This window comes from Brachybacterium halotolerans subsp. kimchii (genome assembly GCF_020792675.1).
Classification (GTDB): Bacteria; Actinomycetota; Actinomycetes; order Actinomycetales; family Dermabacteraceae; genus Brachybacterium; species Brachybacterium halotolerans.
Genome location: NZ_CP086254.1, coordinates 718,948 through 743,160, shown reverse-complemented (window position 1 = coordinate 743,160; position 24,213 = coordinate 718,948). Strand labels below are relative to the sequence as shown.

The window sequence follows — 24,213 nt, the reverse complement described above, 5'->3', positions numbered from 1 at the left end:
CGAGGGCGGGGGAGGGGGAATGATCAGCGCGGATCCTCGCCGTGGCGCACCTGCGCGCGCGGCAGGCGCCAGCGGCGGATCTGCAGCGAACGCATGATCCCGTACCCCACGAGCCCCCGGCGGACCTCGCCGAAGCGCTCGGTCAGGCGCGCGCGGATCCTGCGGCGCAGGATGAGCGAGTCGACCACGCACAGCAGGATCCCGCCCCACAGCACGACGAGCATGATCACGCTCATGGACGTGTAGAGGCCGGGCATGACCAGCGGGAGCACGAGCGCCACGATCATCAGGATCAGGGCGACCGGGAAGAAGAACTCCGCGATGTTGCGCCGCGCGTCGACCAGGTCGCGCACGAAGCTGCGGTCCCGCCCGCGGTGCTGGGCGGGCATGTTGGCCTCGTCGCCCGACATCAGGGCCTGCTGGGAGCGCTGGCGCTCTTGCGCGGCCGCCTGGCGGTCCCGGCGCCGGGCCTCCTTGCGGTCGGTCTCCACGATGGGACGCCGACGGGCGGCCTCGGCCTCCTTCCGCGTGCGGGTGGGACGGCCCTTCCCGGTGGATCCGCTGGGGTCGCCCTCGGGAGACGAGGTCACGCCTGGCACCTCCCCGCGGCTGCGGCCGCGGCGGCGCGGCGAGGGGGACGTGTCGGCATCGGACGTGTTGCGGGGACTCACCCCTCCAGTCTAGGCGGAGCGCGGCCCGGCCCCGACCATCCGCGACGACGGGCGCGGCCCGGCGGAGCGACGCACGGCCGGGTGCCCGTGGTCGCCGCGCGCGGAGATACCGTGGGAGCCATGTCCCATGAACCCGCCCTCGAAGGCGACACCGCCCGTCCGTCCGCTCCCTCCGCGGCCTCTGAGCCCGCAGCCGGCGCCGACTCCGCCCTCGGCGCTGACGCCGCAGGCGGACCCGCCGCGACGCAGGAGCAGGTCGAGGGACTGCGTGCGCGCCTCGAGGAGATCCTGCCGCGCTCGATCGAGGACCTCTCCGCCCTGGTGAGGATCCCGTCGATCGCGTTCCCCGGGTACGACCGCACCCCGGTGCACGAGAGCGCCGAGGCCGTCGCGGCGCTGCTGCGCGACGCCGGCATGCCCGAGGTGACCATCACCCACGTCGACGAGGGCGCCCCCGCCGTCATCGCCCGCCGTCCGGCCCGCGAGGGCCTGCCCACCGTGCTGCTCTACGCCCACCACGACGTCCAGCCGACGGGCGACCCCCAGGCATGGACCACCGATCCCTTCACGCCCGCGCGAGAGGGCGACCGGCTGTTCGGCCGCGGCGCGGCCGACGACAAGGCCGGCGTGATGGCCCACGTCACCGCGCTGCGCCTGGTGGGGGAGGAGCTCTCCGAGCTCGGCGTCGGCGTGACCGTCTTCGTCGAGGGCGAGGAGGAGGCCGGATCCCCGACCTTCCGGCGCTTCATCGAGGCCCACCGCGACCAGCTCGAGGCCGACGCGATCGTCGTCGCCGACTCCGCGAACTGGGCCGTCGGCACGCCCGCGCTCACCACGAGCCTGCGCGGCGTGGTCGACCTCACCGTGACGGTCCGCGTGCTCGAGCGCGCCGTCCACTCGGGCATGTTCGGAGGGCCCGTCCTGGACGCGCTCACCCAGATGGGACGTCTGGTGGCCACGCTGCACGACGAGAACGGCGACGTCGCCGTCGAGGGGCTCGTGCGCGCGGAGGCTCCCGCGGTCGAGATGCCCGAGGCGGATTACCGGCGCGACGCCGGGATCCTCGAGGGGCAGGACCTCGCGGGCACCGGATCGATCACGTCGCGCCTGTGGTCCGCACCCGCGCTGTCGGTGATCGGCATCGACGCCCCGTCGGTGCGCGACGCCTCCAACACCCTCGTGCCCGCGGCCCGTGCGAAGATCTCGCTGCGCATCCCGCCGGGCCAGGATCCGCAGGCCGCCATGGACGCGCTCGTCGCGCATCTCGAGTCCCATGCCCCGCGCGGGGCCGTCGTCGAGATCGCCCGGGGCGAGCAGGGCCGACCCTTCCTCGCGCCCACGGACACCCCGGCCATGCGGCTCGCGCGCTCCGCGTTCCGCGACGCCTGGGGCACGGATCCTGTGGACACGGGCCTCGGCGGGTCGATCCCGTTCATCGCCGATCTCCTCGAGGTGTTCCCCGGGGCGGAGGTGCTGGTCACCGGCGTCGAGGACCCCGATTCCCGCGCCCACGGCGTCGACGAGTCCCTGCACCTGGGCGAGTTCGCCAAGGTGTGCCTCGCCGAGGCGCTGCTGCTGCGCGGCGCGGCGGGGCTCGAGAGGCGGCGCGGCTGACGCGACGCCCGCCATGTGATGTGACGGACGCTGTCCCCGGTCGCGCCCGGCGAGGCGTAGCCTGGGGGCACCTGCAGTGAGGAGGAACCCAGATGACCACCACCATCGACACCGAGGCCCCCGCGCACGGCGTGACGCTCACCGGCGAGGCCGCGGCGAAGGTCACGTCCCTGCTCGAGCAGGAGGGGCGCGACGACCTGCGACTGCGCATCGCGGTGCAGCCGGGCGGATGCTCCGGCCTGATCTACCAGCTCTACTTCGACGAGCGGCTGATGGACGGTGACGCGACCGTCGGCTTCGACGGCGTCGAGGTCGTCGTCGACCGCATGAGCTCCCCGTACCTCGCGGGAGCGACGATCGACTTCGCCGACACGATCGAGAAGCAGGGCTTCACGATCGACAACCCCAATGCGGGCAGCTCGTGCGCCTGCGGGGATTCCTTCAGCTGACGTCCGCGTCGGCGTCCCGCGCGATCGCGCGGGAGCACGACGGGCCCGCCCCCGCTCCGCATGTGAGCGAGGGCGGGCCCGTCGGCGTCTGTGCACGTCGTCACCCCAGACGACACCGGAACCTGAATGCTGAACCGAGTCCGGGAAACACGTATGATGACGCTGTGCCGTCATGTTCGTCCCGCGTGATGCGATCAGCTGTCGCCGACGGTGAGGGTCCCGCCCCCGCCGGCCTGCTCGACGCCGCCGCGTCCGGGCCGCTCACGACGCACGTCCCCGGGTCTGCCCCGACCCGCGAAGCACCCGCCCTCCCCGCGCGTGCGACGCGCTGCCCCCAGCGGGCAGCACGCCGCGCCTCCTCCCGGAGGGCCGACGAGTGGAAGGTCATCCTGTGATCCCCCAGGCCACACAACGCCGCCGGCGCCTGCGCCGCGTGGCGGCCGTACTCGCGCCGGCGATGCTCGCGCTGTCCGGCTGCACCGCGGAGCAGAAGCGCGGCTTCCTCCCCGGTGCCGACGACGGCGTCCAGATCACCGACAAGACCGAGCGCATCACGCAGCTGTGGACCGGTTCCTGGACCGCTCTCGTGCTCGTCGGTCTGGTCGTGTGGGGCCTGGCGATCTGGTGCGCGATCGCGTACCGCCGGCGCAAGGACGACACGGGCTACCCCGTGCAGCTGCGCTACCACATGCCGATCGAGATGATCTTCACGCTCGTCCCGGTCGTCATGATCATGACGCTGTTCTACTTCACCCAGCGCGACGTGGGCGAGATCGAAGACACCTCTGCGAAGCCCGACGTCACGGTGAACGTGGTCGCCAAGCAGTGGAGCTGGGACTTCAACTACGTGGACGCCGACGTCCACGAGGACGCGGGAGTGCAGTCCTTCGAGACCGGCACTCCCGGGGCCGCGGAGTCGCTGCCCGTGCTCTATCTGCCGGTGAACCAGACCGTGCGCTTCGACCTGGACTCGCGCGACGTCGTGCACTCGTTCTGGATCCCGGACTTCCTCTACAAGAAGGACATGTTCCCGGGGCACACCAACACCTTCCAGGTGACCCCCACCCGTGAGGGCACCTACGCCGGCAAGTGCGCAGAACTCTGCGGCGAGTACCACTCGGACATGCTCTTCAACGTGAAGGTCGTCTCGCAGGAGGAGTACGACCAGCACATGAAGGATCTGCGCGACGAGGGCAACACCGGTCAGCTCTCCGTGGACCTCTCGAGGAACCTCGAGGACTGGAACATGCGCGAGAAGGACGACGCGGCCAACGGCCGCACGGGAGATGAGGTCCAGAAATGAGCACCCAGGTCCCCGCCGCGCCGGCGCGCGCGACGGCCGTTCACCAGCCCACCCGTGAGACGTCGCTGGGCAAGAACTTCGTCCGGATCATCACCTCGACCGATCACAAGGTGATCGGCCTGATGTACCTGGCCATGGCGTTCAGCTTCTTCTGCATCGGCGGCGTGCTGGCCCTGATGATCCGCGCCGAGCTCTGGGAGCCCGGTCTGCAGGTGGTCGTCTCCAAGGACCAGTACAACCAGCTGTTCACGATGCACGGCACGATCATGCTGCTGATGTTCGCGACCCCGCTGTTCAACGGCTTCGCGAACTACTTCATGCCGCTCCAGATCGGCGCCGTCGACATGGCGTTCCCGCGCCTGAACATGTTCGCCTTCTGGATCACCCTGTTCGGCTCGCTCATCGTGCTCGCAGGCTTCCTCACCCCTCAGGGCGCCGCCTCCTTCGGCTGGTTCGCCTACGCCCCGCTGTCGGACACGACGTTCACACCGGGCCTCGGCGGTGACCTGTGGGTCTTCGGCCTGGGACTCCAGGGCTTCGGGACCATCCTGGGCTCGGTCAACTTCATCACCACGGTCATCTGCATGCGCATGCCCGGCATGACCATGTTCCGCATGCCGATCTTCACCTGGAACGTGCTGATCACGGCGCTCCTGGTGCTCATGGCCTTCCCGCCCCTGGCCTCCGCGCTGTTCGCCCTCGGCGCCGACAGGAAGTTCGGAGCGCACATCTTCGACCCGGAGAACGGCGGAGCGGTGCTCTGGCAGCACCTGTTCTGGTTCTTCGGGCACCCCGAGGTCTACATCATCGCCCTGCCGTTCTTCGGCATCGCGACCGAGATCTTCCCCGTCTTCAGCCGCAAGCCCGTCTTCGGCTACAAGACCCTCGTCTACGCGACGATCTCCATCGCGGCCCTCTCGGTCACGGTGTGGGCGCACCACATGTACACGACCGGTGCCGTGATGCTGAACTTCTTCAGCTTCATGACCATGCTGATCGCGGTGCCGACGGGCGTGAAGTTCTTCAACTGGGTGGGCACGATGTTCCGAGGGTCGTTGACCTTCGAGACACCGATGCTCTTCTCGCTCGGCTTCCTCACGACCTTCCTCTTCGGCGGTCTGACCGGCGTGATCCTCTCCAGCCCGGCGCTGGACTTCCACCTCTCCGACACCTACTTCGTGGTCGCCCACTTCCACTACGTGGTGTTCGGGACGGTAGCGTTCGAGATGTTCGCGGGCTTCTACTTCTGGTGGCCCAAGATGTTCGGGTACAAGCTGAACGAGAAGCTCGGCAAGTTCCACTTCTGGATGTTCATGATCGGCTTCCACATGACCTTCCTCATCCAGCACTGGCTGGGCGTGGAGGGGGCTCCCCGCCGCTACGTGAACTACCTCGCCGAGGACCAGTTCGACTGGATGAACAAGCTCTCCACCGTGGGCGCCTTCATCCTCGGCGCCTCGACGCTGCCCTTCCTCCTGAACGTCGTCATCACGCACGTCCAGAAGAAGAAGATCGAGGTGGACGATCCCTGGGGCTACGGCGCCTCGCTCGAATGGGCGACCTCGTGCCCGCCGCCGCGCCACAACTTCCACTCGCTGCCCCGCGTGCGCTCGGAGCGACCCGCCTTCGACCTGCACCACCCGGAGGTCGGCGCCCAGTCGCATCTGCTGGCGGAGGAGCCGATCAAGAACCCGAGGAGCAACTGACACATGCGCACCACTGCATTGATCTTCTGGATCCTCGCCGCGTTCTTCCTCATCGTCGGTGTGGTCTACGGCGTCTGGACCGGCGGGTACGCCCCGCTGGGCATCGAGACCGCAGGCTTCCCCGCGCTGCTCATGGCGACCCTGCTCGCGGCGATGATCGCCACGACCCTCACCTGGGCCTCCAAGCGGTTCCCGGACCGCGCCGAGGAGAACCTCGAGGCAGAGGTCTCCGACGAGGCCGGCGTGCAGGGCAGCTTCGCCCCGTACAGCTGGTGGCCGCTCTGGGCCGGGATCGGCTGCGGCCTCGCGTTCCTGGGCGTCGCGGCCGGCTGGTGGATCCTTGCGATCGGCTCGGTCTTCGTGATCGTCGGCGTCGTCGGCTGGGTCATGGAGTTCTCCCGCGGCCAGCACGCCCACTGATCACCAGGCGCCCCGCCCCTTGAGGGTCCGGGAGGCGCGCACCCCTCGACGGCCCGTCCACCGCATGGTGGGCGGGCCGTCGTGCTGCGTGCGTGCGATCATGGCCGCACGATCCGGGCGCACGGAAGGTCGATGCGACGAGCTCGGGGAACGGGGGCACGAGATGGCGCTGCGCAGACGCATGATCGGCGGCCTGCCGCGGGAGGTCCAGGACGCTGGACTCGTGGTGCGGGGCATCTTCGCGGACGACGGAGCGCTCGAGCGTGCGCGCGCATGGGCGCGGGGCGTCCTCGTGCGACGAGGTCTCGACCCCGAGGGGTCACCGCTGCGCGCGAGCCGGGCGCTGCGAGCGGAGGATCCGCGCCTCACGCCCGCTGCCGCGCGCTGGCTGGTCGCCCACCTCGAGAAGGACCCCGGCGACGCCGCAGGCCGATCGCCTCGATCGAGGCGGCTGCGCTGAGCGGGAGCGCCCCACGGGTGAGCGGCGTCACATAGGCTTCGTCGTGAGGGACCGGCGGGCGGTGACGTCCTCCTGGTGTCCACTGAGAACGGCCCGGAGGATCCGGGCTCGAACCGAGGAGAACTCATGGCGAGCAACGCATCCATCCCTCAGACCGGCCAGCAGCGCGAGCGCTCCGCCGCACGCGCCCAGGAGGCCGAGGAGAAGCAGCAGGACCAGGCGCAGACCGCCGCTCCCCGCGGGCCCCTGCAGACGGACCGCGGTGTGACCACCGTCGAGGAGACGGTCGTCGCGAAGATCGCCGGCATGGCCGCCCGCGAGGTCCCCGGCGTCTACGACATGGGCAATGCCATGCGTCGGGCCTTCTCGGCCGTCACCGACCGCATCCCGAACTCGCAGACCAACGTCACCGGCGGCATCGGTGTTGAGAAGGGCGAGACCCAGGCCGCGATCGACGTCACCGTCGTCGTGGAGTACGGCGCCTCCGTGGTCGAGGTCGGCAACGCGATCCGTCGCAACGTCATCGAGCAGGTCGAGAAGGCGACGGGCCTAGAGGTCATCGAGGTCAACGTCAACGTCGTCGACGTCCACCTCCCGGACGAGGACGACGAGCAGTCCGGCGGCGAGAAGCGCAGCAGCGACCTGCGCTGAGCGCACCTGCGCGCCGGACGCTGACCTGCGTCGGGCGCAGACCCTCGGCGGGCCGGGCAGGACGCCCGGCCCGCCCCTGATCGAGGAGCACACATGAAGACATCACAATTCGCCGTGCTCGTCGGGCTCCTGCTCGGCGCCGCACTCGCCTTCGGATCGTTCGGCCAGTTCTTCCTCGTCCTCGTGTTCGGTGCCATCGGTCTCGCCGTCGGCATGGTCATCGACGGACGGATCGAGATCCGCGGGCTCACCGACCGCTGGAGGCGGTGACCGTGACGTCCCTGCAGGAGGCGACCACATCGGGGACCGACCTCTGGTCGCAGGACGAGCAGACCGATCCGTCCTCCGCAACCGGGGCGGCGTCCGGCACCATGGGGAGCTCCGTGGAGTCGCGCGGCACCACGACGGTGCCCGCACGCGTCGTCGCGCGGATCGCGGAGCAGGCCGCGAGCGAGGTCCCGCACATCGGATCGTCGGCCGGGGGAGTGCTGGGCGTGGGGGCACGCCGTGACTTCGACACCAGGCCCTCCGTCCACTGCGACCTGTACGGCCGCACGGCCGTGCTGCGTCTCGACGTCGGCGTCGCCTTCCCCGCACCGCTGCACGACGTGCTCGCGCAGCTGCGCTCCCATGTAGAGCGCACGGTGAGCACCCTGACGGGCCTCGAGGTCGGACGCATGGACGTCGAGATCTCCTGGCTGAACCCCGAGACCACGAGGAGGGCCCTGCGATGATGACGACACCCCGCCGCCTCGACCGTCGGCCCGCCCGCACGGCGCCCGTCGTGCTCCTCGCACTCGTCCTGCTCGTCCTCGGCGGACTCGGCGTCTGGACGCTCGGCAGCCTCGTCATCGACGGTTCATGGCCCGCCTCGGCGTCCGCCGCGATCGCCGACCTCGGCGCCCTGCGGCTGGACTCGACCCCCGTGCTCGTCACCGGCTGCGTGCTCGCGGTCCTGGGCCTGCTCATGGTCCTCGCCGCGATCCTCCCCGGCGGGCGCTCGCGCATGCGGCTGCTCGAGGACGATGTCCCCGGCAGCACCGTGATCTCGCGCCGTGACCTGGCGGGACGGGTGCGTGCGCGCACCGAGGAGGTCGACGGCGTGCAGAGCACCCAGGTCGACGTCGGTCGGCGCACGGTCAGCGTCCACGCCCGCACCGTCGTCGACGAGGTCGGACCCGTGGAGTCCGACGTGCGCGAGGCCGCGGAGGCCGCCGTCGCCGAGCTCCGTCCCGACACCATGCCGAGCATCCGCGTGCGGATGCGTCGGATCGACTGAGAGGAGGAGGGCGTATGCGTTCCGTCTCCGGAGCCCGCAACAGGCTCCTGCTCGTCCTTGCGGGCATCATCGCCCTGCTGGCGGGCCTCTGGCTCGCCGCCGGCCGTCTGGATCTGGCCGGGCGCTGGCCAGGGGCCGACGCCGTGCTCCCGCACGGGGACTCCACACCGGCCGCGCTCGCGGAGGCCCACCACGCGTGGATCCTTCCGGTCGCCTGCGTCGTCGCGGTGCTCGCCGTGATCGTCGGGATCTGGCTGCCCGTGCTCCAGGTGCCTCGGCGGACCCCCACCGTGCCGCTGAGGATCACCGCGGAGGGCAGCAGGCCCTTGGGCACCCTCGCGCCGTCCGTGCTCGAGCGTGCGCTCGCGGAGCACGTCGAGGGCATCCCCGGCGTCCTCGACGCCTCCGTCCAGGTGAGCGGCGCGACGTCCTCGCCGTGGGTGCAGGCGTCGGTGAGCACGAGCCAGGACGCCGAGACGGCGTGGGTCGTCGCCGGCGCGCGTCAGCTGCTCGCCGACGACGTCTCCACCGTGCTCGGCGCGGCGCCTCGTCACGTGGACCTGCTCCTGAGCCTGCGCTCGGCGGCCTCGTCCTCGAGGACGCGGATCGAGGAGAGCCCGGCGACCGCCTCGGGCGGCCCCGGCACGGTGAGGGAGGGCGCACCCGTCCCCGCTCGCTGAGTGCCGTCGTCGCGCGTCCCCGTGCCGTGCGACGCCCCCCCCCCGAGACCGGGGATCCGCACTCGAGGGCCCCGTCCGTCTCCCTGCTCCGGCAGGCAGACGGACGGGGCTCTCGTCGTTCTGCCGCAGGGAGAGTCGCGGCGGGGCGGACGCGCGGAGACGCGGAGCCACGGAGTCCCGGAGCCACGGGGACGCGGAGACGCGGGGGACGCGGAGACGCGCTCTCAGGGCGGGCGAGCACGGGAAGCAGTGCGGCCCCGCGGGAGGACCGCTCGTCGCGACGCCGCCCGGTCACCGGCGCACGTCGTCGGTCCGGCTGCAGCGCGCCTCTCGGACGAGATCGCATGGGACGCGACCCGAGCTCGTCCTGGGAGAGCTGATCACGGCATACGCGGCCTGGTGATGACCCGTGTGGTCCCCCGGAGCGAGGCGCCGCGCGCGGAGCGCTCGACGGCAGCCGATCGCGCCGGGACGCGAGGGGCCCGGGGGAGCACGGCCGGGACGTGAGAGGGCCCGGACGGCAATGCCGTCCGGGCCCTCTCACATCGGGGAGCTCGTGCGTCAGTGCGAACGGACGTCCGGAGTGCGGTAGTCGCCGCCGGTGAGCTCGTCGATCTTGTGGCGCTCGTGGCCCGCGTGCTCGAGGGCCTCCCGGAGCTCGGTCGGGGTGACCGGGGCGAGCTGGTCCTTGAAGAAGAACGAGGTGGCCGCGGCGCGCAGGGCCGAGACGCCCTTGCCCGCCTTGAGTGGACGGTAGTCGTCGTGCTGGACCAGGACCCAGCGGTCGAACTCGTTGAGCGGCTCGTGGATCTCGATCATCTCGCCGTTCTCCATGCGGACCACCTTGGAGGTCTCCTCGCCGTGCAGGGCGAGGTCCCGCTTCTGGCGCTGCATCGCCAGGCACAGTCGCTTGGTGATGTAGAAGACGATCACCGGTGCCAGGAAGAACGCGATGCGGAACGTCCACGTGAGGTCGTTGATCGAGAGGTGGAGCTTCACCGCGATGAGGTCGTTCGTGGCGGCCATCGCGAGGATCAGGTACTCGGTGATCCAGGCGACGCCGATGCCGGTGCGGACAGGGGCGTTGTACGGCAGATCCAGGAGGTGGTGCTCGCGGTCGTCGCCCGTCACCCACGACTCGATGAAGGGGTAGAGGGCGAGGAATGCCAGCAGGCCGCCGTAGACCACCATCGGCAGCAGGATGTTCAGGGACACCGTGTAGCCGAAGATCGTGAATTCCCAGCCCGGGATGAGGCGCAGGCCGCCGTCCGTCCAGAGCATGTACCAGTCGGGCTGAGAGCCGGCCGAGACGGGGGAGGGGTCGTACGGTCCGTACACCCAGATCGAGTTGATCGCGGTGGTCGCCGAGATCAGCGTGATGATGCCGAACACCAGGAAGAAGAAGCCACCGGCCTTCGCCGCGTACACCGGGAACACCGGGAAGCCGACGACGTTGCGCTCGGTGCGGCCCGGGCCGGGGTACTGCGTGTGCTTGTGCAGCACGAGCATCACCATGTGGATCGTGATCAGACCCAGGATGGCTGCGGGGACCAGCAGGATGTGGATCGTGAAGAATCTCGGGATGATGTCGTGCCCGGGGAACTCCCCGCCGAACAGCAGCATCGAGATGTAGGTGCCGACGATCGGGATGCCCTTCATGAGGCCGTCGACCACGCGCAGGCCGTTGCCGGAGAGGACGTCGTCCGGGAGGGAGTAGCCGGTGAAGCCGGCCACCATGCCCAGGACCATGAGGGCGAAGCCGACGAGCCAGTTGAGCTCGCGGGGCTTGCGGAACGCACCGGTGAAGAACACGCGGAACATGTGCACGAAGATCGCGACCATGAACACGAGGCAGGACCAGTGGTGCATCTGCCGGAACAGCAGCCCGCCCTTGACCTCGAACGAGATGTGCAGGGTGGACTCGTAGGCCTTCGACATGTGGGCGCCCTGCAGGGGCGCGTAGATGCCGTTGTAGACGACCTCGTCCATCGAGGGGACGAAGAACATCGTGAGGTAGGTGCCCGAGATCAGCAGGATCACGAAGCTGTAGAGCGCGACCTCGCCGAACATGAAGGACCAGTGGTCCGGGAAGATCTTGCGCCCGAAGAACCGGACCAGGCCCGCGCCGGAGACGCGGCGGTCCAGCCAGTCGCCGCCGACGGCGCCGAGCTTGAGCATGCGGCCCTCGGAGCCGGAGCCCTCAGGGGCCTCCGTGCGAGGACGGGTGGGAGTCGTGGTCGCCATCAGATCACTTGTCCTTGTGCAGGTTCCAGAAGCTGGGACCGATGGGCTCGGGGAAGTCGCCGCCGGCGACGAGGTAGCCCTCGGCGTCGACTTCGATCGGGAGCTGCGGGAGCGGGCGGTGCGCGGGGCCGAAGATCACCTTCGCGCCGTCGGTGACGTCGAACGTCGACTGGTGGCACGGGCACAGCATGTGGTGGGTCTGCTGCTCGTACAGCGCGACCGGGCAGCCCACATGGGTGCAGATCTTCGAGAAGGCGAGGATGCCCTGGTACCCGTTGTCCAGGCTCTCCTGGTTCTGCCCCAGCGCCGGGTCGATGCGGATGAGCACCGCAGCGGCCTTCGCGCGCTGCTCGAGGTAGTCTTCCATGTCCTCGGTCAGGCCCTCGGGCATGACGTGGAAGATCGAGTTCATGGCGACCTCGGAGGCCTTCACCGGGGTCCCGTCGGTGTCGCGGGTGATCCGCAGACCCTTCTTCCAGAACGTGTGGTGGAGCTTGTTGCCCGGGAGGGGGCCGAAGGTCGACAGCGGCGCGAGCACCGCGATCGGCAGAGCGGTGAGCGCGGCGACCATGGCCGTCACGATCACGGGGCGACGGCCGACGCCGGACTCCTCGAGGCCGTCGGTGATGATCGACGCGGCGACCTCGCGGGTCTCGTCCGAGCCCTCGATGTGGTGCCGCTCCTCGACCCATTCCTCGTCGGGCATGAGGGTCTTGGCCCAGTGCACCGCGGCCGCGCCGATGAAGAACACGGCCACGGCGAGGCCGAGGCCCGTGAACAGGTTGGACCAGCGCACCGCGTGCAGAGTGCCCGGCGTGCCCAGCAGGTTCGTCCCCAGCGGAGTGAAGATGAAGTAGCTGGCGACGAACAGGACCGTGCCCAGCACGGAGAGCACGAACATCGCGGCGACCATGCGCTCCGCGCGCTTCTCGGCGCGCGGGTTCTCGTCGGCCTGACGGTGGATGTGGGGAGGCAGACCCGGGTTCGGGAAGCCGCCGCCCTCCTTGGGGGCGATCGTGCTCACCGAGGAGGTGCTGGCCTCCGACTCGCGGTTCTCGTTCACGTGGTCGCTCACTTCGCCTTCGCCCCCAGCCACACGGCGCAGCCGACGAGGAGGGAGAGCACGATGGTCCAGGCGTACAGGCCCTCGGTCACGGGACCGAAGGAGCCCAGCGAGATGCCGCCGGGGGAGCCCTGCTCATCGAGCGCCTTGAGGTAGGCGACGACGTCGCGCTTGTCGGAGGCGGAGATGTTGTCGTCGTTGAAGACGGGCATGTTCTGCGGGCCGGTCTCCATGGCCTCGTAGATGTGCTTCGACTCGACGCCGCTGAGCGACGGCGCGAACTTGCCGCGAGTCAGGGCGCCGCCGGCGCCGGCCGCGTTGTGGCACATGGCGCAGTTCACGCGGAAGATGTTGCCGCCGTTCTCGAGGTCGGCGTCCTTCGAGCTGAGCGCCTCCTCGTCGGGGACCGACGGGCCGGGGCCGAGGGAGGCGACGTAGGCCGCGAGCTGACGGGTCTGCTCGTCGTTCATCTGCGGGGGCTTGCGCCACGCCTGCGCACCGGAGTTCTGCATCGGCATGCGGCCGGTGCCGACCTGGAAGTCGACGGCGGCCGCGCCGACGCCGATCAGCGACGGGCCGAGCGTGTTGCCCGAGTCGTCCTGCATGCCCTGCGCGTTGGTGCCGTGGCAGCTCGCGCAGTTGGCCAGGAAGAGCTCTTCGCCTTTGTCGACGTCGTCCTGGGAGTACGACTCGGCCTGGGCGCTGCGCGGCTGGAACGCGGCGTACAGGCCGCCGGTCGCGACGAGCGCGAGCAGCAGGATCGCGACGAACGCCAGAGGGTGGTGTCGACGCGCTGCGAGTGCCTTCACGATGAGGACCTCGTTTCGGTGTGCGGGGCGGGCGGGAAGGGACCCCCGGGGCCGGGGGATCCAGAGGATCAGAAGAGGGAGGAGAAGAACTCGAAGTTCCACGGGACCGTGCCGTTGAGCAGCGGGTCCATCAGGTACACGACGAAGAACAGTCCGATCCAGACCACGTCCACGAAGTGCCAGTAGTAGGAGATGCAGATCGCGCTGATCTTCTCGTGCTGGGTGAACTCGTTCGCGGAGAACGCCCGGGCGAGGACGAACAGGAACGCGATGAGGCCGCCGATCACGTGGAGGCCGTGGAAGCCGGTGGCGAGGTAGAAGACCGAGCCGAAGGGCGAGCTGCTGAGGGAGACGCCGGCCTCGGCCAGCTCGGTGTACTCGAAGGCCTGCCCGGACACGAAGATCGCGCCCATGAGGAAGGTCAGGGTGTACCACTCGATGACGCCCCACCCGGCGATGTTGAAGATCGAGCCGGTGCGCCCCTTGCGGGTCTCGCCCTTGGCCCAGGGCAGCACGCCCTCGGCGGCCATGACGCCGATCTGGCAGGTCACGGAGCTCAGGACCAGGATGATCGTGTTGGCGATCGCGAAGTCGTGGGTGAAGTGCTCCTCGCCCGCGACGAACGTCTCGGGGACCATCGCGTGCAGCGTGAAGTACATCGCGAAGAGACCGGCGAAGAACATCAGCTCGCTGGAGAGCCAGACGAGCGTGCCGATCTGCGTGGAGTTCGGGCGGCCGACTGCGGGGGCAGGGCCTGTGCGCTGGGGCAGAGTCGCAGTAGTCACGTCACCATTATGCCGTGTCGTCAGATTCGATGCCCCGGGTACACGGCCGACCTGGGGAACCGCTGGGGCGCGAGGCCCTGACGGACCCCGCCAGCATAACCCTCACGACACGCTGTCACGAACCTGGACACGCTCTGTGGCGAGGGCCTCTCAGCTGGGGATCCTGACATCCGGGCGCACGCGCACGAGGGCGCCCGGGATGGGATGATCGGCACATGTCCGCCACCGCATCCGCGCCCTCCCCGACCTGGCCGTCGCTGACCTCCCGACTGGTCCGCCACGAGGATCTCGACGCTGCGCAGGCGGCCTGGGCGATGGACGAGGTCATGTCCGGCAACGCCTCGGCGATCCAGCTCGCCGGCTTCCTGGTCGCGCTCGAGTCGAAGGGCGTCACGAGCATCGAGCTCGGGGCCCTGGCGGACGCGATGGTCGCGCATGCGCGGGGACTCGACGTGGACCGCCGGGCCGTGGACATCGTCGGCACCGGAGGGGACCTCGCGCACACGGTGAACATCTCCACGATGGCCTCCGTGATCATCGCCGCGAGCGGACGCCGCGTGGTCAAGCACGGCAATCGCGCCTCGACCTCCCGATCGGGATCGGCCGACGTGCTCGACGCCCTCGGGGTGCGGCTCGACCTGCCGGCCGAGCGCTCCGCGCAGCTGCTCGACGAGCTCGGGATCGCGTTCCTGTTCGCCCAGGTCTTCCATCCCTCGATGCGGTTCGGCGCGGAGGCCCGCAAGGGCCTCGGCATCCCGACGGTCTTCAACGTGCTCGGCCCGATCACGAATCCCGGCAAGCCCCTGGCGAGCGCGGTGGGCGTCGCGAGCTCGGTGATGGCCCCGGTCGTGGCCGGCGTGTTCGCCGGGCGCGGGACGAGCGCGCTAGTGTTCCGCGGCCAGGACGGACTCGACGAGCTCACCGTGGGCGCGCCCTCGGACGTCTGGGAGGTGCGCGGCGGGAGCGTGCACGAGCACGTGCTGGACCCGGAGGAGCTGCTCGGCATCCCCCGTCACGGGGCAGATGCCCTGCGCGGCGGCTCTGCCGAGGAGAACGCGCAGGTGGCTCGTGATCTCTACGCGGGTGAGGGGACGCCGGCCGTGCGGGACGCGGTGCTCCTCAACGCCGCCGCCGGACTGCTCGCGCACGACGGCATCGGCGCGGGAGCCGAGAGCGCCGCCGACGGCGCGTCCTTCGAGGATCGCTTCCGGGAGGCCCTCGAGGAGGCGCGCTCCGTGCTCGACTCCGGGGCCCCCGCCCGTCTGCTCGACGCCTGGGCGCAGACCACCCAGCGCCTCGTCGGCGAGGCGCGCTGACGCGGATCGGCGCGCTCACGCAGGTCGGCGGGATGACGCGGGGCGGGTCGCGGGGAGGCGCCCGGTCTCAGCCGTCGGAGCCGAGGTCGAAGGCGACCTCGAGGTCCTGGCTGGAGTAGGTGCGGAAGGCGATGTTCGTGGACGTGTCCACGACGCCGTCGATCTTGCTGATGCGGTCCGCGATGACGCCGGCGAGATCCTCGTGCTCGCGCACGCGCACGATCGCGATGAGGTCCACGTCGCCCGTGACCGAGTAGACGTGGTCGACGCCGGGGACGGCGGTGATCTCCTGGGCGGCCTCGGGGATGCGGTCGCTGCGGGCGATGATCGAGACGATCGCGGTGATCATGCTGTCCTCCAGGGTGTCGGCCGAGCTGTGCACGGGTGCGCGTCCAGCCTAGTCGGCGGTCGTGAAGGCCGCCTGCAGCGTCTGCGGATCGAACCGGGCGCGCAGGGGCACCGCCCAGGTCCCCTCGACGGCGACGACGCGCATCCCCTCGCCCTGGAGCCAGTGGAGCAGCAGCTCGGACTCCTGATGATGCCCGTGGCACAGCGGTCCCGAGGGCGGCTCGTCGAGGGGGATCTCGGCGCCGCGCCGCGCGAGCTCGCGCGCGACCGGCACGGGATCCGTCCCCCGGGGCACGATCGCGGTGCCCGCGTGGCGCCCCGCGCGCACCGCCAGGAGCTCCCATGCGCCGGCCGGATGGCGCCGCGACTCGGCGGGGCGCGCGGCCACGAGCATCGGACAGGCCGCGAGGGCGCGCAGCTGCTGGGCGCGCTGGGCCGCGGCCAGGAAGGCCTCCGCCTGTCCCTTGATCCGCGCGGCGTCCTCGAAGCGGTGCGCGCCGACGTGCGCGCGCATCCGCGCCGCGGCGTGCGCGATCACCGGTGAGGGGTCCTCGAGCATCGCCCGCCGGATCCGCGCATGGGGCTCGGGGGCCAGGCGGCGACCCGTCCCGCTCGCGCCGGAGCCGCCCGCCCCCTCGAGCGACGCGCCGCGGCCCATCACGGCGTCGGTGAGCAGGGCGCGCAGCGGCTCCACGTCATGGCGCGAGCGCAGCGGTCCGATCTGCGCCGATCCGTCGTCCTCGCTCCGTGCGATGCGGGCCGCGCGCAGTCCGTCGGCCCCCGGGCCCAGGCGCAGCCAGAGCGCCTTCTCCGGCTTCAGTCCCTGACGGTTGGCGGGCGGCTGCTCGCGGGCGATGATCCGCAGCTCGCGCACCGCCGCCTCGAGGCGGGAGGCGCACTCGATGGTGCGGATCTCGTGGAGGCGCGGGAGCACGTCGAGCACTCGGCGGCGGGTCTCGGACGCGCTGAAGTAGGTGCGCACCCGCGAGCGGAGGTCGTGCGAGGTGCCGACGTAGAGCACTCCTCCCTCGCGGTCGACGAACTGGTAGACGCCCGGCACCGGGGGCACGGTGTCGGCGAGGTGGCGCTTGCGGGCCTGCGCGGGCGTGACCTTCCGATGGGCCGAGGCGAGGTCCTCCACCGTGCGCGCGCCGCGATCGCCCAGCCGGGCGATGATCGCGTGCAGCACGTCGACCGTGGCGCGCGCGTCGGACAGCGCGCGGTGATCCGGCGTGACCTGGGCGCCCACGTGCGCGGCGAGGGTGCCGAGCTTGTGGTCGCGCACCTCGTCGCGCTTGAAGACGCTGCGGGCGAGGGCCAGGGTGTCGAGCACGGGAGGGGAGGGCCAGGTGATCTCGAGCCGGGCCGCCTGGGAGCGCAGGAAGCCCACGTCGAAGCGGGCGTTGTGGGCGACCAGCACGGCGTCGTGCGCGAAGTCCAGGAACATCGGGAGCACGGCCTCGATGCGCGGCGCCCCGCGCACGGTCGCGTCGGAGATCCCGGTGAGTGAGGCGATGTAGGCGGGGATCGGTCGCTGGGGGTCCACGAAGGTGCGGAACTCGCCCAGCACGTCGCCGCCGCGCACCTTGACCGCGCCGATCTCGGTGATCGCGTCCTGCGACGGGTCGGTGCCCGTGGTCTCGAGGTCCACGACCACCATCTCGGCCTCCTCGAGCGGAGTGCCGAGATCGGCGAAGCTCAGCTGCCGGCGGCGACCGGAGCGCAGGGGAGCGGTCATGGTCGAAGACTAGGACGAGGGGCGGACATCCAGGGCCGGCCGTCGCCTCCCGGGCCTCAGCCCTTCTTCGGGCGGGAGTAGATGGTCTCGATGAGCTCCGCGTAATCCTTGGTGACGACGTTGCGCTTGAGCTTGAGGGACGGGGTGAGGTAGCCGTTCTCCTCGGTGAAGTCGGTGTCGATCACCTCGAACACGCGGATCGACTCGGCGCGGGAGACCGAGGTGTTCGCGGCGTCGACCGCCTCCTGCAGAGCCGCGCGGACGGTCTCGTCCTCCGCCGCCTCGGCGATCGTCATCTCGGGCAGGCCGTGGTTCTTCAGCCAGGTGGGCAGCATCTCCTCGTCGAGCGTGAGGATCGCGGCGACGAACGGCTTCTGGTCGCCCACGACGATGCACTGGCTGATGAGCGGGTGCGCGCGCAGAGCGTCCTCGAGCGGGGCGGGGGAGACGTTCTTCCCGCCGGCGGTGACCAGCAGCTCCTTGGTGCGGCCGATGATCGTGATGGAGCCGTCGTCGTCCAGGGTCGCGAGGTCGCCGGTGCGGAACCAGCCGTCCTCGAAGGCGGCCCGGGTCGCCTCGGGGTTGCCGTGGTACCCGTGGAACACCATGATCCCCTTGACGAGCAGCTCGCCGTTGTCGGCGATGGCGACCGTCCCTCCGGGCAGCGGCGGGCCGACGGTGCCCGGCTTGACGTCCCAGGGCAGGTTCACGGCCACGGGCGCCGTGGTCTCGGTGAGCCCGTACCCCTCGAGGATCGTCACCCCGATGCCTCGGAAGAAGTGCGCGAGACGGTCGCCCAGCGGCGCGCCGCCGGAGACGGACCAGCGCACGTGCCCGCCCATGGCCCCGCGGAGGGTCCGATACAGCACGAGGTCGAAGAGCTTGTGCTTCGCGCGCAGGGCGAGCGGCACCCGGCCCGCGCTGAGAGCCTTCGAGTAGGCCACCGCGGTGTCTGCACCGGCGGCGAAGATCTTGCCCTTGCCGCCCGTGATCGCCTTCTGCTCGGCGCCGTTGTAGACCTTCTCGAAGACGCGCGGCACGGCCAGCAGGAAGGTGGGCTGGAAGGCGGCGAGGTCGGGCAGGAGATTCTTGGTGTCCGGGGTGAAGGCGGTGGTCGCCCCCGCGAGCGTCTGGGCGACGTGCAGGAGACGCGCGAAGACGTGCGCGAGCGGCAGGAACATCAGGGCGCGGGACGCCGGAGGCAGCACCTCGTCGCCCAGGAAGGCGACCGCGCTGCGCGAGGTGTCCACGAAGTTGCCGTGCGTGAGCTCGACCCCCTTGGGGCGTCCCGTCGTGCCGGAGGTGTAGATGAGGGTCGCCACGTCGGCCAGGCGTCGCGAGGTCCTGCGCTCCTCGAGCTCCTCGTCGCTGATCCCCGAACCGCCGTCGGCGATCTCCGTGAGGGCGCCGTCGTCGATCACCCAGATCTTCTCCAGGTCCGGCAGCTCGCCCCGCACCGACTCGAGGTCCTCGCGGTGGCGGGCGGACTCGACGACCGCGAAGCGCGCCCCCGAGTCGCTCGCGATCCACTGCACCTGCGACGGGGAGGAGGTCTCGTAGATCGCGACGGAGACGGCGCCGGAGAACCACAGCGCCCAGTCCACGAGCACCCAGTCGAAGCTCGTGCGGGCCATGATCGCGACGACATCGCCCGGCTTCACGCCCGCGGCGATGAAGCCCTTGGCCAGCGACTGCACCTGCAGCAGGAAGTCGGTGGAGGACAGCGGGCGGAAGGGGCCGTCGCCCTCGCGCAGCTCGAAGATCGGGGTGCCGGAGTGTCGCGCGTGGCGCTCCAGCAGCAGATCCGTGGTGTTCTCGTCCTCGCGGCTGCGGTGATTGGCCGGGGTGCCGTACTGCTTCACGGAGGCTCCTTCGATCGGGACCCCCGTGGGGCGGTCCCGGACGTTCTCGTCGGCGGACCCATCTGCGCGCCGGCCGCGTCGCCGGCGCTCTCGGGACCTGGTCTGGCCTGCATCCTACGGCAGGCGAGACCGTACGATGGGCGGGCGCGGCGGAGCGCGGGGCCGCTTCCCGCGGCGCTCCCGGCGACACCGGCCGCGTCCACCATGCACACCGCGCTGCTCGCGCGCACCGCACAGACCGGAAGGGGTCCCATGCACTCGATCGGCGTCGACATCGGCGGCACGAAGATCGCCGCGGGCGTCGTGGACGAGGAGGGACGGATCGTCGCGAGCACCCGGCGCGTGACCCCGGCCACGGACCAGGACCTCATCCAGTCCGCGGTCGTGGACGCCGTGCACGAGCTGCGTGAGGACCACGAGGTGGCCGCGGTCGGCATCGGCGCGGCCGGGTTCGTGGGCGCCGACCGCCGCACGATCGTCTTCGCGGCGAACCTGGCCTGGCGCGATGCCGCGATCGCCGACGACATCGAGGGGCGGATCGACCTCCCGGTCGTCGTCGAGAACGACGCCAACGCGGCGGGCTGGGCGGAGTTCCGCTTCGGCGCCGCCCAGGACGCCTCCGACATGCTCATGCTCACCGTGGGCACGGGGCTGGGCGGCGCGCTCGTCCTCGACGGCCGCCTGGTGCGCGGCAGCGGGGGCTTCGCGGGCGAGGTCGCCCACATGAACCTCGTGCCCGAGGGCCAGTGGTGCGGATGCGGCCGCCGCGGCTGCCTCGAGCAGTACACCTCGGGCACGGCGCTCGTGCGCGCCGCCCGTGCCCGCGCCGTCTCCTCCGAACCGCTGTACGCGCCGCTGCTGAAGCGCGCGGGCGGGGACGCCTCCGCGATCGACGGGCCCATGGTCACCCATGCCGCCCAGGAGGGTGACGAGGGGGCGCTCGCGCTGCTCGCCGAGCTCGGCCACTGGCTCGGCTACGGCGCAGCGAGCCTCAGCGCCGTGCTGGATCCCGAGATCTTCGTGGTCGGCGGGGGCGTGAGCAGCGCCGGGGACCTGCTGCTGGACCCCGCCCGCACCGCGTACGCCTCCGAGCTCGTCGCGCGCGGGCACCGGCCGCTCGCCCGATTCGCGGTGGCTCGCACGGGCAACGGCGCCGGGATGATCGGCGCCGCCGACCTCGCCCGCCAGGACGCCTGAGCCCGCTCAGACCTGCGCGCCGTCCGTCGGGTCGGAACGATCCGGCGGGACACGGGCGATCAGCGCCACCAGGCCGCCGACGGCGGCGATGCCGCCGAGCGCGCCCGCCCATGTCGGGATCGAGTCGAGCACGGCGGCCAGCAGCGCGAGCAGGACGCCTCCGAGGAGGGCGGTCCAGGACCACACCGCGTAGTCCGAGGCCTGGGGCAGATCAGGGTCCGGGGGCTCGAAGTCCCCGAGCAGCACCTCGTCCTCGGGGTCCTCCGGGTCCTCGGGGGCGTCTGCGCTCTCAGGCGTCGGCGCGGAACGGATCTCCGGCCGCGGGGCGATCCCCTCGGCGTCCACGATCCGTGCGAACTCCTCGTCGAAGTCGCGGCGACCGCCCTCGTCGCCCGCCTCCTCCGGCTCCGGAGCCGGTGTGCTCGGCGTGCTCATCGGCCCTCCTCCGTGCTCGTCGGCACCCAGCGCTTGAGGTGGGCGCGGGACCGGGCGAAGAGATCCTCGGCGTCGTGGTCGAGGGTCGCCAGATGCCCGCTCGCGCCCAGCGTCATCCTCTCCACGGGGCCCGCGGTGCGGGAGGCGATCACATCGCTCGAGCGCGGCGGGACCGTGCGGTCCTGCGGGGAGACCGCCACGAGGGCGGGCGCCGTGATCCGGCCGAGGTCCGCGCGGGTGCGGCGCACGAGGGCTCGGAGCTCGCCGACGGCGCGCAGCGGGGTGCGGTCGTAGGCCTCCTCGATGACGCCCTCGCGGCGGATGTCCCCGGCGATCGCGCCGATGGAGGGCACGAGGCGGGAGAGGGCGGGTGCGACGGCCCAGACGGGGGAGTCGACCATCGCGGCGTTGACCAGGACCAGAGCGCCGATGCGCGGTGCGACGGCGGGGTCCTCGGCGAGCGCGGCGGCGAGCGTCCCTCCCATGGAGATCCCGCCCACGGCGATCGTGCCGTGCTCGCGCTGCAGCTCCAGGGCGCTCTCGCGCACGCTCCGATACCAGTCCTGCCAGGTGGAGGCTGACATCTCCTGCCAGGTGCTGCCGTGCCCGGGCAGCAGCGGGGTGCGCACGTCCCAGCCGTGGGCGGCGTGGTCCTCGGCCCAGGGGCGCACGGCGTGCGGCGTCCCGGTGAAGCCGTGGCACAGGAGGAGACCGCCCGCCGGGTTAGAGTGGGGCGCGCTCCGCCACGGCTGGGACAGCTCGCTGAAGGCCATGTCCCCATGGTCGCACCTGGCCCGCACCGATGGGGCCAGCCCGAGGACAGAACGATCGACGAGGACACCGCCGATGCTCTACGAGGTCGCGAAGCCCGTGGTCGCCGCCGTGCTGCGCGTGGTCTACGCGCCGCGGATCTCCGGCGTCCAGCACATCCCCGATGAGGGCCCTGCGATCCTCGCCAGCAGCCATCTCTCCGGCGCGGACACCGTCTTCATGCCCGCCCAGGTCCGGCGCACCGTGCACTTCCTGGCCAAGGCCGACTTCTTCTCCGGCACCTCCCTGGCCTCCCGCGGCTTCGGACGCCTCATGCGCTCCCTGGGCGTGATGCCCGTGGACCGCACCGGGGGCAGCGCCTCGGAGGGAGCGATCGAGGCGGGCCTGCGGATCCTGCGCAGCGGGGAGCTGCTGGGCATCTATCCCGAGGGGACCCGCAGCCCCGACGGGCGCCTGCACCGCGGCAAGACCGGGGCGGCGCGGCTCGCGATCGCGACCGGGGCCCCGCTGGTCCCGATCGGCATGCTCGGCAGCTTCGAGGCCCAGCGCGGGCGGCGCATCGTCCCGCGCCGGCGCCCGCGCATCGAGGTGCTCGTCGGCGCCCCGATCGACCCCGCCGAGGTGCTCGGCGACCTCGAGGCGGCACGCGCGGACCCGCAGGCCGCGCGCACGCTCACCGACCGGCTCATGCTGCACGTCCAGCAGCTCACCGGGCAGGACTACGTCGACACCTATGCGGCCGACGTCAAGGCCGCGCTCGCGCGGGGCGAGGCCGCCCCGCCGACGACGCGCGCCTCCCGCTGACCCCGGGGACGCGGGCCCCGTCGGCCCTGCCGCTCTTCCCCTCCCCGTCGTGCCTCCATGCACGATCCGCGCGGCGGGATCCCGCGCACGGGCGCCCGCGCGCACGGAGCCGGGTTCTCGGTAGGGTGACCCGGTGACCTCCACGACGCACCACACACCGGCCCGCGCCCACGCCTTCTCCCTGTCCTCGACGAGCGAGGAGCTCGCCGCGCTCGGGACCTGGCGCGAGTATCCCCGGGTGCAGCAGCCGTCGTGGCCCGACGAGGGCGAGCGCGCCGTTGTCTTCGACCGTCTCCGCGTCGCCCCGCCGCTGGTGTTCGCCGGTGAGGTCGACGTGCTGCGCTCGCGCCTCGCCGATGCCGCGCGCGGGGAGGCGTTCCTGCTGCAGGGCGGCGACTGCGCCGAGACCTTCGCGGACTCGACGGCGGACCGCATCCGCGCGAAGATCCGCACGATCCTGCAGATGGCGGCCGTCCTCACCTACGGCGCGTCCGTGCCCGTGATCAAGATGGGGCGGATGGCCGGCCAGTTCGCCAAGCCGCGCTCGTCGGACACCGAGACCCGCGACGGCCTCACCCTGCCCACCTACCGCGGCGACGCCGTCAACGGCTTCGAGTTCACCCCCGAGGCGCGCCGCCCCGATCCGCAGCGCCTGTGGGAGATGTACACCACGAGCGCCCAGAGCCTGAACCTCATGCGCGCCTTCACCAGCGGAGGCTTCGCCGACCTGCGCGAGGTGCACAGCTGGAACCAGGGCTTCGTGCGCGGCCCCGGCTACGACCGCTACGAGCAGATCGCCCGCGAGATCGACAAGGCCGTGCGCTTCATGGAGGCCATCGGGGCCGACTTCGAGGCCCTCCAGAGCGTCGAGTACTACGCCTCGCACGAGGCGCTGCTGCTCGACTACGAGGAGGCGATGAGCCGCATCGACTCCCGCACCGGCGAGATCTACGGCTGCTCGGGCCACTTCCTGTGGATCGGCGAGCGCACCCGTCAGCTCGACGGCGCGCACGTCGAGTTCATGTCGCGCCTGCGCAACCCCATCGGCGTGAAGCTCGGTCCGAGCTCGACCGTGGACGACGCGCTGCGCCTCATCGACGCCCTCGACCCCGAGCGCGAGCCCGGGCGCATCACGTTCATCTCCCGGATGGGCGCGGGGAAGATCCGCGACGTGCTGCCCGGCCTCGTCGAGGGCGTGCGCGACGCGGGGGCCACCCCCGCGTGGGTCACCGACCCCATGCACGGGAACACGATCACCTCGTCCAACGGCTACAAGACGCGGCGCTTCGAGGACATCCTCGAGGAGGTCCGCGGGTTCTTCGAGGTCCACCGGGCGCTGGGCACGGTCCCGGCGGGTCTGCACATGGAGCTCACCGGCGACGACGTCACCGAGGTGCTCGGCGGCACCGGACACATCGACGAGGCGGGCCTCGAGCGCCGCTACGAGACGCTCGTCGACCCCCGCCTGAACCACCAGCAGTCCCTCGAGCTCGCCTTCCTCGTCGCCGAGATGCTCGGCCAGGACGCCCGCTGAGGACCGCGGATCGCGCCGGGCGTCGCTGAACGACGCGGCAGGACGGCAGGAGGGCCGGCGGGGAGCCGTCGGCC

Annotated in this window: 25 protein-coding genes; 15 read left to right on the top strand and 10 right to left on the bottom strand. The window is 71.4% G+C overall.

Going from position 1 to position 24,213, the window contains the following annotated elements; genetic code table 11:
- Window positions 1-23: 23 nt before the first annotated feature.
- Window positions 24-590 (bottom strand): DUF3043 domain-containing protein, encoded by a 567-nt coding sequence (locus Bra3105_RS03370; RefSeq protein WP_228358600.1) that lies wholly within the window; start codon window positions 588-590, stop codon window positions 24-26.
- Between the two features lie 201 nt (window positions 591-791).
- Between Bra3105_RS03370 and Bra3105_RS03365 the strand changes: the two genes are divergently transcribed.
- The 11 genes from Bra3105_RS03365 (at window position 792) to Bra3105_RS03315 (ending at window position 9,233) form a co-directional block, all read left to right on the top strand.
- Complete coding sequence (locus Bra3105_RS03365) at window positions 792-2,285, top strand: dipeptidase (protein WP_228358599.1); 1,494 nt, start codon at window positions 792-794, stop codon at window positions 2,283-2,285.
- A gap of 92 nt (window positions 2,286-2,377) precedes the next feature.
- Window positions 2,378-2,734: an iron-sulfur cluster insertion protein ErpA gene (gene erpA, locus Bra3105_RS03360; protein WP_200500532.1), complete on the top strand. Its 357-nt coding sequence runs from the start codon at window positions 2,378-2,380 to the stop codon at window positions 2,732-2,734.
- A gap of 391 nt (window positions 2,735-3,125) precedes the next feature.
- Entirely contained in the window at window positions 3,126-4,037 is a 912-nt protein-coding gene (gene ctaC, locus Bra3105_RS03355) for an aa3-type cytochrome oxidase subunit II (protein WP_228358598.1), read from the top strand.
- Entirely contained in the window at window positions 4,034-5,743 is a 1,710-nt protein-coding gene (gene ctaD, locus Bra3105_RS03350) for an aa3-type cytochrome oxidase subunit I (RefSeq protein ID WP_200500534.1), read from the top strand. The genes ctaC and ctaD overlap by 4 nt, the downstream gene beginning before the upstream one ends.
- A 3-nt stretch (window positions 5,744-5,746) precedes the next feature.
- Window positions 5,747-6,163 (top strand): aa3-type cytochrome oxidase subunit IV, encoded by a 417-nt coding sequence (gene ctaF / locus Bra3105_RS03345; RefSeq protein ID WP_152353128.1) that lies wholly within the window; start codon window positions 5,747-5,749, stop codon window positions 6,161-6,163.
- A 163-nt stretch (window positions 6,164-6,326) separates the two neighbouring features.
- Window positions 6,327-6,623 (top strand): hypothetical protein, encoded by a 297-nt coding sequence (locus tag Bra3105_RS03340; protein WP_228358597.1) that lies wholly within the window; start codon window positions 6,327-6,329, stop codon window positions 6,621-6,623.
- Between the two features lie 126 nt (window positions 6,624-6,749).
- Window positions 6,750-7,274, top strand: coding sequence for an Asp23/Gls24 family envelope stress response protein (locus tag Bra3105_RS03335; protein WP_228358596.1), 525 nt, complete (start codon window positions 6,750-6,752; stop codon window positions 7,272-7,274).
- A 93-nt stretch (window positions 7,275-7,367) separates the two neighbouring features.
- Window positions 7,368-7,544: a hypothetical protein gene (locus Bra3105_RS03330; protein ID WP_193636253.1), complete on the top strand. Its 177-nt coding sequence runs from the start codon at window positions 7,368-7,370 to the stop codon at window positions 7,542-7,544.
- A gap of 2 nt (window positions 7,545-7,546) precedes the next feature.
- Window positions 7,547-8,008 (top strand): Asp23/Gls24 family envelope stress response protein, encoded by a 462-nt coding sequence (locus Bra3105_RS03325; RefSeq protein WP_228358595.1) that lies wholly within the window; start codon window positions 7,547-7,549, stop codon window positions 8,006-8,008.
- Entirely contained in the window at window positions 8,005-8,553 is a 549-nt protein-coding gene (locus Bra3105_RS03320; RefSeq protein ID WP_228358594.1) for a DUF6286 domain-containing protein, read from the top strand. The genes Bra3105_RS03325 and Bra3105_RS03320 overlap by 4 nt, the downstream gene beginning before the upstream one ends.
- A gap of 14 nt (window positions 8,554-8,567) precedes the next feature.
- A complete protein-coding gene (locus tag Bra3105_RS03315) occupies window positions 8,568-9,233 on the top strand; it encodes a hypothetical protein (RefSeq protein ID WP_228358593.1) in 666 nt (221 codons plus the stop codon).
- Window positions 9,234-9,794: 561 nt separating this feature from the next.
- Here the strand turns inward: Bra3105_RS03315 and qcrB are convergent.
- The 4 genes from qcrB to ctaE form a co-directional block, all read right to left on the bottom strand.
- On the bottom strand, window positions 9,795-11,477 hold the full coding sequence (gene qcrB, locus Bra3105_RS03310; RefSeq protein ID WP_228358592.1) for a cytochrome bc1 complex cytochrome b subunit: 1,683 nt from the start codon (window positions 11,475-11,477) through the stop codon (window positions 9,795-9,797).
- Window positions 11,478-11,481: 4 nt separating this feature from the next.
- Complete coding sequence (gene qcrA, locus Bra3105_RS03305) at window positions 11,482-12,552, bottom strand: cytochrome bc1 complex Rieske iron-sulfur subunit (RefSeq protein WP_228358591.1); 1,071 nt, start codon at window positions 12,550-12,552, stop codon at window positions 11,482-11,484.
- Window positions 12,549-13,349 carry a cytochrome bc1 complex diheme cytochrome c subunit gene (qcrC, locus tag Bra3105_RS03300; RefSeq protein ID WP_200500541.1) on the bottom strand — a complete coding sequence of 267 codons (801 nt, stop codon included), beginning with the start codon at window positions 13,347-13,349 and terminating at the stop codon, window positions 12,549-12,551. The genes qcrA and qcrC overlap by 4 nt, the downstream gene beginning before the upstream one ends.
- A gap of 68 nt (window positions 13,350-13,417) precedes the next feature.
- The gene (gene ctaE, locus Bra3105_RS03295) at window positions 13,418-14,134 is read right to left on the bottom strand and encodes an aa3-type cytochrome oxidase subunit III (protein ID WP_228358590.1); all 717 of its coding nucleotides are present in this window, start codon (window positions 14,132-14,134) and stop codon (window positions 13,418-13,420) included.
- A gap of 215 nt (window positions 14,135-14,349) precedes the next feature.
- Here ctaE and trpD point away from each other — a divergent pair, with 215 nt between their 5' ends.
- Window positions 14,350-15,450, top strand: coding sequence for an anthranilate phosphoribosyltransferase (trpD, locus tag Bra3105_RS03290; RefSeq protein ID WP_228358589.1), 1,101 nt, complete (start codon window positions 14,350-14,352; stop codon window positions 15,448-15,450).
- A gap of 67 nt (window positions 15,451-15,517) precedes the next feature.
- On the opposite strand, the gene Bra3105_RS03285 is transcribed toward trpD, so the two are convergent.
- The 3 genes from Bra3105_RS03285 to Bra3105_RS03275 are packed head-to-tail and all read right to left on the bottom strand — an operon-like array spanning window position 15,518 to window position 19,398.
- A complete protein-coding gene (locus tag Bra3105_RS03285) occupies window positions 15,518-15,799 on the bottom strand; it encodes an Lrp/AsnC family transcriptional regulator (protein WP_152353118.1) in 282 nt (93 codons plus the stop codon).
- A gap of 48 nt (window positions 15,800-15,847) precedes the next feature.
- Window positions 15,848-17,536 carry a DEDD exonuclease domain-containing protein gene (locus Bra3105_RS03280; protein WP_228358588.1) on the bottom strand — a complete coding sequence of 563 codons (1,689 nt, stop codon included), beginning with the start codon at window positions 17,534-17,536 and terminating at the stop codon, window positions 15,848-15,850.
- A 56-nt stretch (window positions 17,537-17,592) separates the two neighbouring features.
- Window positions 17,593-19,398, bottom strand: coding sequence for an AMP-dependent synthetase/ligase (locus Bra3105_RS03275; RefSeq protein ID WP_228358587.1), 1,806 nt, complete (start codon window positions 19,396-19,398; stop codon window positions 17,593-17,595).
- Window positions 19,399-19,650: 252 nt separating this feature from the next.
- On the opposite strand from Bra3105_RS03275, the gene Bra3105_RS03270 reads away from it, so the two are divergent.
- Entirely contained in the window at window positions 19,651-20,595 is a 945-nt protein-coding gene (locus Bra3105_RS03270; protein ID WP_228358586.1) for an ROK family glucokinase, read from the top strand.
- Window positions 20,596-20,601: 6 nt separating this feature from the next.
- On the opposite strand, the gene Bra3105_RS03265 is transcribed toward Bra3105_RS03270, so the two are convergent.
- The gene (locus Bra3105_RS03265) at window positions 20,602-21,030 is read right to left on the bottom strand and encodes a hypothetical protein (RefSeq protein WP_228358585.1); all 429 of its coding nucleotides are present in this window, start codon (window positions 21,028-21,030) and stop codon (window positions 20,602-20,604) included.
- Window positions 21,027-21,803: an alpha/beta hydrolase gene (locus Bra3105_RS03260; protein WP_228358584.1), complete on the bottom strand. Its 777-nt coding sequence runs from the start codon at window positions 21,801-21,803 to the stop codon at window positions 21,027-21,029. The genes Bra3105_RS03265 and Bra3105_RS03260 overlap by 4 nt, the downstream gene beginning before the upstream one ends.
- A 73-nt stretch (window positions 21,804-21,876) precedes the next feature.
- On the opposite strand from Bra3105_RS03260, the gene Bra3105_RS03255 reads away from it, so the two are divergent.
- Complete coding sequence (locus Bra3105_RS03255; protein ID WP_200500549.1) at window positions 21,877-22,605, top strand: lysophospholipid acyltransferase family protein; 729 nt, start codon at window positions 21,877-21,879, stop codon at window positions 22,603-22,605.
- 181 nt (window positions 22,606-22,786) lie between these two features.
- On the top strand, window positions 22,787-24,139 hold the full coding sequence (locus tag Bra3105_RS03250) for a class II 3-deoxy-7-phosphoheptulonate synthase (RefSeq protein WP_407650910.1): 1,353 nt from the start codon (window positions 22,787-22,789) through the stop codon (window positions 24,137-24,139).
- Window positions 24,140-24,213: the final 74 nt, after the last annotated feature.

Coding starts and splice junctions, on each gene's coding strand:
- Bra3105_RS03365 (WP_228358599.1), top strand. CDS start 792: ATGTCCCATGAACCCGCCCTCGAAGGCGACACCGCCCGTCCGTCCGCT.
- erpA (WP_200500532.1), top strand. CDS start 2,378: ATGACCACCACCATCGACACCGAGGCCCCCGCGCACGGCGTGACGCTC.
- ctaD (WP_200500534.1), top strand. CDS start 4,034: ATGAGCACCCAGGTCCCCGCCGCGCCGGCGCGCGCGACGGCCGTTCAC.
- ctaF (WP_152353128.1), top strand. CDS start 5,747: ATGCGCACCACTGCATTGATCTTCTGGATCCTCGCCGCGTTCTTCCTC.
- Bra3105_RS03340 (WP_228358597.1), top strand. CDS start 6,327: ATGGCGCTGCGCAGACGCATGATCGGCGGCCTGCCGCGGGAGGTCCAG.
- Bra3105_RS03335 (WP_228358596.1), top strand. CDS start 6,750: ATGGCGAGCAACGCATCCATCCCTCAGACCGGCCAGCAGCGCGAGCGC.
- Bra3105_RS03330 (WP_193636253.1), top strand. CDS start 7,368: ATGAAGACATCACAATTCGCCGTGCTCGTCGGGCTCCTGCTCGGCGCC.
- Bra3105_RS03320 (WP_228358594.1), top strand. CDS start 8,005: ATGATGACGACACCCCGCCGCCTCGACCGTCGGCCCGCCCGCACGGCG.
- Bra3105_RS03315 (WP_228358593.1), top strand. CDS start 8,568: ATGCGTTCCGTCTCCGGAGCCCGCAACAGGCTCCTGCTCGTCCTTGCG.
- qcrB (WP_228358592.1), bottom strand. CDS start 11,477: ATGGCGACCACGACTCCCACCCGTCCTCGCACGGAGGCCCCTGAGGGC.
- trpD (WP_228358589.1), top strand. CDS start 14,350: ATGTCCGCCACCGCATCCGCGCCCTCCCCGACCTGGCCGTCGCTGACC.
- Bra3105_RS03285 (WP_152353118.1), bottom strand. CDS start 15,799: ATGATCACCGCGATCGTCTCGATCATCGCCCGCAGCGACCGCATCCCC.
- Bra3105_RS03280 (WP_228358588.1), bottom strand. CDS start 17,536: ATGACCGCTCCCCTGCGCTCCGGTCGCCGCCGGCAGCTGAGCTTCGCC.
- Bra3105_RS03270 (WP_228358586.1), top strand. CDS start 19,651: ATGCACTCGATCGGCGTCGACATCGGCGGCACGAAGATCGCCGCGGGC.
- Bra3105_RS03265 (WP_228358585.1), bottom strand. CDS start 21,030: ATGAGCACGCCGAGCACACCGGCTCCGGAGCCGGAGGAGGCGGGCGAC.
- Bra3105_RS03260 (WP_228358584.1), bottom strand. CDS start 21,803: ATGGCCTTCAGCGAGCTGTCCCAGCCGTGGCGGAGCGCGCCCCACTCT.
- Bra3105_RS03255 (WP_200500549.1), top strand. CDS start 21,877: ATGCTCTACGAGGTCGCGAAGCCCGTGGTCGCCGCCGTGCTGCGCGTG.